At 67.6% G+C, this 9,665-nt stretch carries 13 protein-coding genes; 9 read left to right on the top strand and 4 right to left on the bottom strand.

Annotation, left to right across the window (positions count from 1 at the left end):
• The 3 genes from sucC to mdh all read right to left on the bottom strand — a co-directional run.
• Window positions 1-1,033, bottom strand: a 1,033-nt coding sequence (gene sucC, locus ACLFOB_RS12385; protein ID WP_410926261.1) for an ADP-forming succinate--CoA ligase subunit beta, incomplete at its 3' end; no start/stop codon positions are given.
• Between the two features lie 186 nt (window positions 1,034-1,219).
• Window positions 1,220-2,098 (bottom strand): putative nucleotide-diphospho-sugar transferase, encoded by an 879-nt coding sequence (locus ACLFOB_RS12390; protein WP_410926262.1) that lies wholly within the window; start codon window positions 2,096-2,098, stop codon window positions 1,220-1,222.
• A gap of 4 nt (window positions 2,099-2,102) precedes the next feature.
• On the bottom strand, window positions 2,103-3,065 hold the full coding sequence (mdh, locus tag ACLFOB_RS12395) for a malate dehydrogenase (RefSeq protein ID WP_410926263.1): 963 nt from the start codon (window positions 3,063-3,065) through the stop codon (window positions 2,103-2,105).
• Window positions 3,066-3,218: 153 nt separating this feature from the next.
• On the opposite strand from mdh, the gene ACLFOB_RS12400 reads away from it, so the two are divergent.
• Window positions 3,219-3,971 (top strand): sulfite exporter TauE/SafE family protein, encoded by a 753-nt coding sequence (locus tag ACLFOB_RS12400; RefSeq protein WP_410926264.1) that lies wholly within the window; start codon window positions 3,219-3,221, stop codon window positions 3,969-3,971.
• On the opposite strand, the gene ACLFOB_RS12405 is transcribed toward ACLFOB_RS12400, so the two are convergent.
• A complete protein-coding gene (locus ACLFOB_RS12405) occupies window positions 3,968-4,288 on the bottom strand; it encodes a hypothetical protein (RefSeq protein WP_410926265.1) in 321 nt (106 codons plus the stop codon). The genes ACLFOB_RS12400 and ACLFOB_RS12405 overlap by 4 nt on opposite strands.
• 189 nt (window positions 4,289-4,477) lie before the next feature.
• Here ACLFOB_RS12405 and ACLFOB_RS12410 point away from each other — a divergent pair, with 189 nt between their 5' ends.
• The 8 genes from ACLFOB_RS12410 to ACLFOB_RS12445 all read left to right on the top strand — a co-directional run.
• On the top strand, window positions 4,478-5,335 hold the full coding sequence (locus tag ACLFOB_RS12410; RefSeq protein WP_410918035.1) for an HpcH/HpaI aldolase/citrate lyase family protein: 858 nt from the start codon (window positions 4,478-4,480) through the stop codon (window positions 5,333-5,335).
• A 38-nt stretch (window positions 5,336-5,373) separates the two neighbouring features.
• Window positions 5,374-5,925 carry an NnrU family protein gene (locus tag ACLFOB_RS12415; RefSeq protein WP_410926266.1) on the top strand — a complete coding sequence of 184 codons (552 nt, stop codon included), beginning with the start codon at window positions 5,374-5,376 and terminating at the stop codon, window positions 5,923-5,925.
• Between the two features lie 5 nt (window positions 5,926-5,930).
• A complete protein-coding gene (locus tag ACLFOB_RS12420; RefSeq protein WP_410918306.1) occupies window positions 5,931-6,134 on the top strand; it encodes a DUF1737 domain-containing protein in 204 nt (67 codons plus the stop codon).
• A gap of 1 nt (window position 6,135) precedes the next feature.
• The gene (locus ACLFOB_RS12425; RefSeq protein WP_410918305.1) at window positions 6,136-7,188 is read left to right on the top strand and encodes a MaoC family dehydratase; all 1,053 of its coding nucleotides are present in this window, start codon (window positions 6,136-6,138) and stop codon (window positions 7,186-7,188) included.
• A 36-nt stretch (window positions 7,189-7,224) separates the two neighbouring features.
• Window positions 7,225-7,896, top strand: a complete 672-nt coding sequence (locus ACLFOB_RS12430) for a DUF1194 domain-containing protein (RefSeq protein WP_410918304.1) — start codon at window positions 7,225-7,227, stop codon at window positions 7,894-7,896.
• Between the two features lie 146 nt (window positions 7,897-8,042).
• Complete coding sequence (gene sdhC, locus ACLFOB_RS12435) at window positions 8,043-8,426, top strand: succinate dehydrogenase, cytochrome b556 subunit (protein ID WP_410918303.1); 384 nt, start codon at window positions 8,043-8,045, stop codon at window positions 8,424-8,426.
• A gap of 11 nt (window positions 8,427-8,437) precedes the next feature.
• Complete coding sequence (gene sdhD, locus ACLFOB_RS12440; protein ID WP_410918302.1) at window positions 8,438-8,809, top strand: succinate dehydrogenase, hydrophobic membrane anchor protein; 372 nt, start codon at window positions 8,438-8,440, stop codon at window positions 8,807-8,809.
• Window positions 8,810-8,827: 18 nt separating this feature from the next.
• Window positions 8,828-9,665 (top strand): FAD-binding protein (locus ACLFOB_RS12445; protein ID WP_410926267.1); only part of this gene is annotated, 838 nt, incomplete at its 3' end.

The following is a 9,665-nucleotide window of genomic DNA, read 5'->3' on the forward strand; positions in this document are numbered from 1 at the left end:
CCGCGATCACGCCCTCGGCGATGATGTCGCAGCGCATGATGCCGCCGAAGATGTTGACGAGGATGCCCTTCACGTTCGGGTCGGAGGTGATGATCTTGAACGCCTCGGTCACCTTCTCCTTGCTGGCGCCCCCGCCCACGTCGAGGAAGTTGGCGGGCTCGGCGCCGTAGAGCTTGATGATGTCCATCGTCGCCATGGCAAGGCCCGCGCCGTTGACCATGCAGCCGATCTCGCCATCCAGCGCGATATAGTTCAGGTCATACTTGGAGGCGGCGAGTTCCTTGGGGTCTTCCTCGGACTCGTCCCGCAAGGACGCGATATCCGCATGGCGGTAGAGCGCGTTCGAGTCGAAGCCCATCTTGGCGTCGAGGCACTTGAGATCCCCCTCGTCGGTGACGATCAGCGGGTTGATCTCCAGCATGTCCATGTCCTTGTCCACGAACAGCCGGTAGAGCGTGCCCATCAGGCTCACGCACTGCTTGACCTGCTTGCCCTCCAGCCCCAGCGCATAGGCGATGCGGCGGCCGTGGAACGGCTGGTAGCCGGTCACGGGATCGACGGAGAAGGACAGGATCTTCTCGGGCGTGCTGGCCGCCACCTCCTCGATGTCCATGCCGCCCTCGGTCGAGCACACGTAGGAGACGCGGCTGGTCACCCGGTCGACCAGCAGCGCGAGGTAGAGCTCGCGCTCGATGCCCGAACCGTCCTCGATGTAGATGCGGCCGACTTCCTTGCCGGCCGGGCCGGTCTGATGCGTGACCAGCGTGCGGCCGAGCATCCGCCGCGCCTCTTCGGCGGCCTCCTCGACCGACTTCGCGAGGCGCACGCCGCCCTTCTCGCCGGCGCCCGCTTCCTTGAAGTGGCCCTTGCCGCGGCCGCCTGCGTGGATTTGCGCCTTGACGACCCAGAGGGGCCCGTCAAGCTCGCCCGCCGCGGTCTTGGCCTCTTCGGCGCGCATCACGACGCGCCCGTCGCTCACCGGCGCGCCGTAGTCACGCAGGAGCGCCTTGGCCTGGTATTCGTGGATGTTCATGGATCACTGTCCCGGTCTGTGCACGGTCGCATCCCGGCCTATACGCTCCGCGCCCCGGCGTGAAAGGGGGTTTCCGCCTGCGAGGAGGGTTTTCTGAGGGTTTGAGGCCAAAAAAGGAAAATTGTGATCACACCAAAAAAGCATGTGATCACGATACCTGCGCCTGCTGAACGGCTCCTGTGTGCGTCATGAATCGAAGGCCGGCGGATCGAATCGAGCCAGAATGCGGGAGCGCAGCCACTTCGGCGACCAGGCCAGCAGCCGCTCGACGGACCTGGGCCGCGGACCCGACCAGATCGGCATGTTCGGATAGCCGGGGTAGGTCACGTCGTTGCGGATCAGCCGGTCGAGCGCGCGGGCCTGATCGTAGCCCAGAACCGACTGCACGTCATAGGCCGCGTCCGGATGCTGCAGAAACCGCTTCTCCCGGTAGAGCCGGGGCAGGTGCAGGATCCTCGGGGCGCTCATGTTGTCGGGTCGCCCCGGCAGGCTGCGCGGGTGCATGAAGTTGTAGTCCTCCGACAGCACATGCACCCGAAGCTCCGACCGGTACATCAACTGGCGCAGGATCGGCTGGTCGAAGCGGCTTTCGCTTTCTCTCGTCCGCGTCTCCCATTCGTGCATCAGGCGCTGGGCGGCGTCGCCGGCGCGCAGGCCGACGACGCCGCTGTTGAACGAGGAAAAAGCGTTCGGAAGCGCCGGACCATAGGGCGTGCGTGCCGGCCTGGACATGCGCGCGGCCTCCTGGCAGAGCGCGATGTCGTAGTGCTCCAGGATCTCGAAAACGTCGCCAAGGTCGGTCAGGACGATGACGTCGCAATCAAGATAGAGCGTCCGCGAGAAGCGGGAGCGGCGCAGCGCCTCCATCTTGGGGCGGAACCACCGTGTCTCGACCTTGTGGACCGCGTCGAAGACCGGGGGCCGCCCGGCGTGAAATCCCGGCATCTCGGTGTAGAGGTCGATCGGGATCTCTGGCATCGCCCGGCGCAGCGAAAGCGCCGCGCGCCGGGCGAGAATGTTGTAGCTCTGTCCGGTCGCGGCGAAGATGATGCCGGCGCCGGGCATGGAATCACGCCAGGCTCTCGTCGATGCCCTTGCAGGCAGAGACCAGCCCGCGCACGGCGTCGACGGAACTGTCGAACATCTTCTGCTCGTCCTTGTTCAGCTTGATGTCCACGATGCGCTCGATGCCGCCCGCGCCGATCACCGTGGGCACCCCGACATAAAGACCGTCGAGGCCGAACTCGCCATCGCACCAGGCGGCGCAGGGCAGCAGGCGCTTCTGGTCCTTGAGGTAGGCCTCGGCCATCTCGATGGCGCTGGTGGCCGGCGCGTAATAGGCAGAGCCGGTCTTCAGCAGGCCCACGATCTCGGCGCCGCCGTCGCGGGTGCGCTGCACGATGGCGTCGAGCTTGTCCTGCGTGGTCCAGCCCATCTCGACCAGGTCGGGCAGGGGGATGCCCGCGACCGTCGAATAGCGGGTGAGCGGCACCATCGTGTCGCCGTGCCCGCCGAGGACGAAGGCGGTCACGTCCTTCATCGACACGTTGAACTCCAGGCTCAGGAAATGCCGGAAGCGCGCGCTGTCCAGAACGCCCGCCATGCCGCAGACCTTCGCGTGCGGCAGGCCCGAGAACTCGCGCAGCGCCCAGACCATCGCGTCGAGCGGGTTGGTGATGCAGATGACGAAGGCGTCCGGCGCGTTCTCGCGGATGCCCTCGCCCACGGCCTTCATCACCTTGAGATTGATGCCCAGCAGGTCGTCGCGGCTCATCCCCGGCTTGCGCGGCACGCCGGCGGTGACGATGCAGACGTCGGCGCCTGCGATGTCGGCATAGTCCTGCGTTCCCCTGAGCGCGGCGTCGAAGCCCTCGGACGGGCCGGATTCCGCGATGTCCAGCGCCTTGCCCTCCGGCACGCCCTCGGCGATGTCGAACAGCACGACGTCGCCCAATTCCTTCATCGCCGCGAGGTGGGCGAGCGTGCCGCCGATCTGCCCCGCACCGATGAGCGCGATCCTGGGTCTGGCCATGAGAAGTCACTCCGCTTCATTGCGATCGGCGCATGGCCTAGAGCTTCGGTTCCCCGCGCGCAAGAGCGGGTGATCGCGGTGCCGGCCCGTGCACGCGCTGGCGGCATCGCCGCCGCCGCGCTAAGCCTGCGGGGTCAGGGAGGAATCCGGCCGATGGAGTGGGACGTGCAGGTCTTTGCGCTGGCCGCGGTCGCGGTGGCCTTCGCGGGCGTGTCCAAGGGCGGCTTCGGCTCGGGCGCGGCCTTCGCCTCGGCCGCGATTCTGGCGCTGGTGATGCCGCCGGGACAGGCGCTGGGGATCATGCTGCCGCTTCTGATGCTGATCGATCTGGCCACGCTGCGGCCCTACTGGCGGCGCTGGGACTGGGCGGCCGGGCGGCTGCTGATCCTTGGTGCGCTTCCGGGCGTGGCGCTGGGCGTGGGTCTCTGGCAGGTGGCGAACGACGACGTGATCCGTTTCCTGATCGGGGCGATCGCGCTGGCCTTCGTCGCCTGGCGTCTTGCCGAGGCGCGCGGCCTGATCCGTCCGGCCCTGCGGCGGCTGGGCCCCGGCTGGGGCCTGGCTGCCGGGCTGACGGCGGGCTTCACCAGCTTCGTGAGCCACGCGGGCGGACCGCCCGCGGCCGTCTATCTGCTGTCAGGCCAGACGGACAAGACGACCTTCCAGGCGACCACCGTGCTGGTCTTCTGGATCATCAACATCGCCAAGGCGGTGCCCTACGGCGTTCTGGGCATCTTCACCGCCGAGACGCTGGCTGCGAATGTCGTTCTGGCGCCCTTCGCGCTCTTCGGCGCCTGGGCGGGGGTCAAGGCGCATTTCCTGGTGCCGGAGCGCACCTTCTTTCTGCTGACCTATCTGCTGCTGTCGATCACGGGGGCCAAGCTGATCTGGGACGCGCTTGCCTAGCCAGGCGCACCCGGCAGCGCGGCGGGACGCGCGGCGAAGGCCCCGCCGGCCGCCACAAGGCAGGTCAGGTCCGCCGCGGTGGTCGCGGTGATCGTCCAGCTTCCGGTCTCGTCGCTGGCGTGCAGTTCCATCAGAACTTCGCTGCCGCTCAGTCCCATCGCGCGGCGCGATTCGCCGAAGCGTCCCTCCAGATGCGCCAACACCTCGGCGCGCGGGCCGCATTGCGGTGCCTGGCTACCCTCGGCATCGGTTGCTGCCGTCGTCGCGGCAAGCGCTATCAGCCCCAGTCCCGTGGCATGAATGACAATCTCTCTCATCGCGGGTCTCCTGATCCGTTGCATGACGCATGTCGCGCAAGCCTTTGCAAGGATGCGGGAAAGAGGTTAATCGCCCGGCCCCTCGCCGCGCGTTGCGCCGGAAAAGATGCTGCGCCTGCGAAATCGGGGCTTGAACCCGGCGCCTGAAAATGGCCCATAGGCGCGCAACTTTGTTGCGGAGGACAGGTCATGGACGAACGATCGCGCCCCTACCGATCGGTGCTCTACATCCCCGGCTCGAAGGAGCGCGCGCTGGAGAAGGCGCGCGGCCTGCCCGTGGATGCGATCATCTTCGACCTGGAGGACGCCGTCGCGCCGGATGCCAAGGAAGAGGCGCGGGAGACGCTGCGCAAGGAGCTCGACGCCGGCGGCTACGGCAACAAGGCGCGGCTTGTGCGGGTGAACGGGCTGGAGACCGCCTGGGGCGCGGCCGACATCGCGGCGGTGAAGGGGGGCGAGTTCGACGGCCTGCTTCTGCCCAAGGTGGGCGGGCCGGGCGATCTTGACCGCGCGGCGGAACTCCTGGGCGAGGACACGCCGCTCTGGGCGATGATGGAGACGCCGCGCGGCATCCTGAACGCCGCCGCCATCGCTGCGCATCCGCGGCTTGCGGGCTTCGTGGCCGGCACCAACGACCTTGCCAAGGAGCTGGGCTGCGCCATGCGCGCCGACCGGCTGCCGATGCTTTACGCGCTGGAGGCGATGCTGATGGCCGCGCGGGCGGAAGGCAAGGTCGCTGTGGACGGCGTGTTCAACCACTTCCGCGACGACGACGGGCTGCGTGCGGAATGCGAGCAGGGCCGCGACCTGGGCTTCGACGGCAAGACGCTGATCCATCCCGCGCAGGTCGCCACGGCCAACGCGGTCTTTGCCCCTGCGGCCGAGGACATCGAAATGGCCCGCCGCCAGATCGAGGCCTTCGACCAGGCGCAGGCCCGCGGCGAGGGCGTTGCCGTGGTGGACGGCCGTATCGTCGAGAACCTGCACGTGGAGACCGCGCGCCGCACGCTGGCAAAGGCGGAGGCCATTGCGGCGCTCGCCCATTGATCTAGGGTGGCGCCCGCAAACGCGAGGGGAGACAGGCGATGGGATGGGTTCTTCTGGTGGCAGGCCTTGTTCTGTGGACAGGCGCGCATCTTTTCAAGCGCGTCGCGCCCGGGGCGCGGGCGGGCATGGGCGACCGCGGCAAGCTCCTGGTCGCGGTGCTGGTGCTCGCCTCGGTCGCGCTGATGGTGTTCGGCTATCGCGATGCCTACGGCCCCGTCTGGTGGGGCAGGCACCCGGCCACCGTGGGGATTAACAACCTTCTGAACCTGTTCGCGGTCTATCTCTTCGCCGCCTCGGGCATGAAGACGCGGATCACCGCTTATATCCGCCACCCGCAACTGACCGCCATCAAGGCCTGGGCGGTGGGCCATCTGCTGGTCAACGGCGATCTGGCCTCGTTCATCCTCTTCGGTGGGCTGCTGGCCTGGGCGGTGGTCGAGGTGATCCTGATCAACCGGCAGACCGCGCGCCCCGCGCCGCCGCCGCCGGCCTCGATCGGCAAGGAGATCGGCGCCGTGGTGGGCACGCTGGTGGTCTATGGCCTGATCGCCTGGGTGCACTACTGGTTCGGCTATCCGGCCTTCGGGTGATCTTCATGCGCCTTTACCGCTTCCTCACCGCCGACGACACCAGCGCCTTCTGCCACAAGGTGACCGCCGCGCTGAACGCGGGCTGGGAGCTCTACGGCGACCCGACCTATGCCTATGACGCCGGCAACGGCGTGATGCGCTGCGGGCAGGCGGTGGTGAAGGAGGTGGCGGGCGACTATCACCCCGACCTCAAGCTGGGAGAACTCTGAGATGCCCAAGGACAAGCCCGCCAGGATCAAGACCAATCCAGGCCGCTTCTTCGAGGACTACACGGTGGGCGAGGTGATCCCGCACGCCGTGCCGCGCACGATCTCGGGCGGCGAGCGGGCGATCTATCACGCGCTCTACCCGGCGCGGCACGCGCTTTATTCCTCGGACGAGTTCGCGCGCGTCTGCGGGCTGCCTTCGAGCCCGGTGGACGACCTCGCCGCCTTTCACATCGTCTTCGGCAAGTCGGTGCCCGACATCTCGCTCAACGCGGTGGCGAACCTGGGCTATGCCGAGGCGCGCTGGCTGCGGCCCGTCTATGCGGGCGACACGCTGCGCGCCTCGTCCGAGGTGATCGGGCTGAAGCAGAACAGCTCCGGCAAGACGGGCGTGGTCTACGTGAAGACCACGGGTTTCAACCAGCACGGGCTGCCGATGATGGAGTTCAAGCGCTGGGTCATGGTGCGCAAGCGCGATGCGGAAGCGCCCGCGCCCGAGCCGGTGGCGCCCGACCTGGCCCCGCATGTCGCGGCCGAGGAACTGGTGATTCCCGCGGGGCTCGACTTCACGCAATACGATTTCGGCCTCGCGGGCGAGCCGCACCGCCTGTCGGACTACGAGGTGGGCGAGACGATCGACCACGTCGACGGCGTGACGCTGGAAGAGGCCGAGCACATGATGGCCACGCGGCTCTGGCAGAACACCTCGAAGACCCATTTCGACGCGACGCCCCGCGCGGACGGCAAGCGGCTGATCTACGGCGGCCACGTCATCAGCATGGCGCGCGCGCTGTCGTTCAACGGGCTGGCCAACGCGCAGATGATCGCCGGAATCAACGCGGGCACTCATGCCAATCCCTGTTTCGCGGGCGACACGGTGCGTGCCTGGTCCGAGGTGCTGGACATGGCCGAGACGCCGGCGCCCGGCGTCGGCGCGATCCGGCTGCGGCTGGTGGCGACCAAGGGCGGCGCGCCCTTCACGCTCAGGGGCGACGACGGCAAGTATCTGTCCCATGTGCTTCTGGACCTAGATTACTGGGCCTTGATGCCTTTGTGATCGTGTCCGGGCCGCGGCCTGGGCTAGGCTTGACCCATGCGCCGCCTGCTGCTTGCCGCCACGATGCTCTGGACCGCCCCGGCGGCGGCCTGCGACCTTGCGCTGCTGCTTGCCGTGGACGTCTCGGGCTCGGTGGACGAGGACGAGTGGCGCATCCAGCGCGACGGGCTGGCCGCTGCGCTGCGCGACGGGCTGGTGGCAGAGGCGCTGGTCGCGGCAGAGGCGCAGGTGGCGCTCATGCAGTGGACCGGGACGGGGCGGCAGCGTGTCACGATGCCCTGGACGCGGATCGCCGATTTCGCCGCCGCGGATGCCCTGGCCGGCCGGGTGGCACGGGAGCGGCGGATCTGGCGCAATTTCTCCACCGCGGTCGGCGAGGCGCTGCAGGTCGGGCTGGCCGAGATGGCGCAGGTCGCGCACTGCCGGCGCATGGTGATCGACATCTCGGGCGACGGGCGGTCGAACGAGGGCGTGCCGCCGGCCGAGGTGCGCGGACGGCTCGAGCTTGCGGGAATCACGGTCAACGCGCTGGTCATCGAGGGAGACGAACCGGACCTGACGGGCTGGTACTGGGAAAACGTGATCACGGGGGAGGGCGCCTTTGTCGTCACCGCCAACGGCTACGAGGACTATCCCGACCGCATCCGTCAGAAATTGATCCGGGAAACGGCACGGCAGATTTCCTCCGCTGCCGGACGTGACCGATGATGTGATCACGCTTTTAAAAAGTGTGATCACAAATGGCGAGGATTCCGGACGAAACCGCGAAAAATCCGGGCGGGCCGGCCATCTGACCCGGTGACACCGCCGCCAAATGCGCTATCACCAACAGCGGAGACCGAAAGGACAATGCCATGGCAGACGTCAACAGAGGCAACCGCCCGCTCTCGCCCCATCTACAGGTGTATCGCCCGCAGCTCACCTCGGTGACCTCGATCTTCGTGCGGATCACCGGCAACGGCCTGATCGTGGGCGCGCTGATGGTGGTATGGTGGCTGCTCGCCGCCGCGACGGGACCGGAACATTTCGCCACGGCAGACGCGGTGCTGCGCAGCTGGTTCGGCGACATCGTCCTTTTCCTGTCGCTCTGGGCGCTGTGGTATCACACGCTGGGCGGTATCCGGCACCTGATCTGGGATTCGGGCCGGGGGCTCGACCTGAAATCCAGCTACACGATGGGCTACATCATGATCGGCGGCTCTGTGCTGCTGACGATCTTCACCGTTCTCGTGATCTGAGGGAGGCAGCGATGCGCATTCTCACCGCCCGCAAGCGCGCCGAGGGTCTTGGCGCCGCCAAGTCCGGCACCGAGCATCACTGGAGCATGATCATCTCTTCCGCGGCGCTGATCGGGCTGATCCCCGCCTTCGTCTTCACCTTCGGGCAGGCGCTGGGCGGCACCCACGAAGAGGTGATTGCCTATTACCAGCGGCCGTTCCCGGCGATCGTGGCGATCCTGACCTTCCTCGTGGGCTTCATCCACTTCCGCGGCGGTGTTCAGACCATGATCGAGGACTATGTGCACGGCACGCGGCAGAAGGTGCTGATCGTTCTGGCAATCTGTGTCAGCTACGCCGCCGCCGCGACCGGCATCTTCGCCGTGGCGAAGATCGCCCTCTGACAGGACCGGAGACCGATAATGGCCGCATACGAATACGAAACGCATGTCTATGACGTGGTGGTGGTTGGCGCCGGGGGATCGGGCCTGCGCGCGACGCTGGGCATGGCCGAACAGGGGCTGCGCACGGCCTGCGTGACCAAGGTCTTCCCGACCCGGTCGCACACGGTGGCGGCCCAGGGCGGCATCGCGGCATCGCTCGGCAACATGGGGCCCGACCACTGGCAGTGGCACATGTACGATACGGTGAAAGGCTCCGACTGGCTGGGCGACACCGACGCGATGGAATACCTCGCCCGCGAGGCGCCCAAGGCGGTCTACGAACTGGAACACTACGGCGTGCCGTTCTCGCGCACGGAGGACGGCCGCATCTATCAGCGTCCCTTCGGCGGGCATACCACCGAGTTCGGCGAGGGGCCGCCGGTGCAGCGCACCTGCGCCGCCGCCGACCGCACGGGCCACGCCATCCTGCACACGCTCTACGGCCGCTCGCTGAAGGAAAAGGCCGAGTTCTTCATCGAATACTTCGCCATCGACCTGCTGATGAGCGATGACGGCCGCTGCGAGGGCGTGCTGTGCTGGCGGCTGGACGACGGCACCATGCATGTCTTCGCCGCGAAGATGGTCGTGCTGGCCACCGGCGGCTACGGGCGTGCCTATTTCTCGGCTACCTCGGCGCATACCTGCACGGGCGACGGCGGCGGCATGATCGCGCGCGCGGGCCTGCCGCTGCAGGACATGGAGTTCGTCCAGTTCCACCCCACCGGCATCTACGGCTCCGGCTGCCTCATCACCGAAGGCGCCCGCGGCGAGGGCGGGTATCTGACGAACTCCGAGGGCGAGCGCTTCATGGAGCGCT

The sequence above is a fragment of the Rhodosalinus sp. genome (genome assembly GCF_046542825.1).
Lineage (GTDB): Bacteria > Pseudomonadota > Alphaproteobacteria > Rhodobacterales > Rhodobacteraceae > Rhodosalinus.

Bases quoted from the DNA above. Each gene is read 5' to 3' on its own strand.
- sdhC (WP_410918303.1), top strand. From the start codon at position 8,043: ATGGCAGACGTCAACAGAGGCAACCGCCCGCTCTCGCCCCATCTACAG.
- ACLFOB_RS12420 (WP_410918306.1), top strand. From the start codon at position 5,931: ATGCGCCTTTACCGCTTCCTCACCGCCGACGACACCAGCGCCTTCTGC.
- ACLFOB_RS12430 (WP_410918304.1), top strand. From the start codon at position 7,225: ATGCGCCGCCTGCTGCTTGCCGCCACGATGCTCTGGACCGCCCCGGCG.
- ACLFOB_RS12405 (WP_410926265.1), bottom strand. From the start codon at position 4,288: ATGAGAGAGATTGTCATTCATGCCACGGGACTGGGGCTGATAGCGCTT.
- ACLFOB_RS12415 (WP_410926266.1), top strand. From the start codon at position 5,374: ATGGGATGGGTTCTTCTGGTGGCAGGCCTTGTTCTGTGGACAGGCGCG.
- ACLFOB_RS12400 (WP_410926264.1), top strand. From the start codon at position 3,219: ATGGAGTGGGACGTGCAGGTCTTTGCGCTGGCCGCGGTCGCGGTGGCC.
- ACLFOB_RS12390 (WP_410926262.1), bottom strand. From the start codon at position 2,098: ATGCCCGGCGCCGGCATCATCTTCGCCGCGACCGGACAGAGCTACAAC.
- ACLFOB_RS12425 (WP_410918305.1), top strand. From the start codon at position 6,136: ATGCCCAAGGACAAGCCCGCCAGGATCAAGACCAATCCAGGCCGCTTC.
- ACLFOB_RS12410 (WP_410918035.1), top strand. From the start codon at position 4,478: ATGGACGAACGATCGCGCCCCTACCGATCGGTGCTCTACATCCCCGGC.
- mdh (WP_410926263.1), bottom strand. From the start codon at position 3,065: ATGGCCAGACCCAGGATCGCGCTCATCGGTGCGGGGCAGATCGGCGGC.
- sdhD (WP_410918302.1), top strand. From the start codon at position 8,438: ATGCGCATTCTCACCGCCCGCAAGCGCGCCGAGGGTCTTGGCGCCGCC.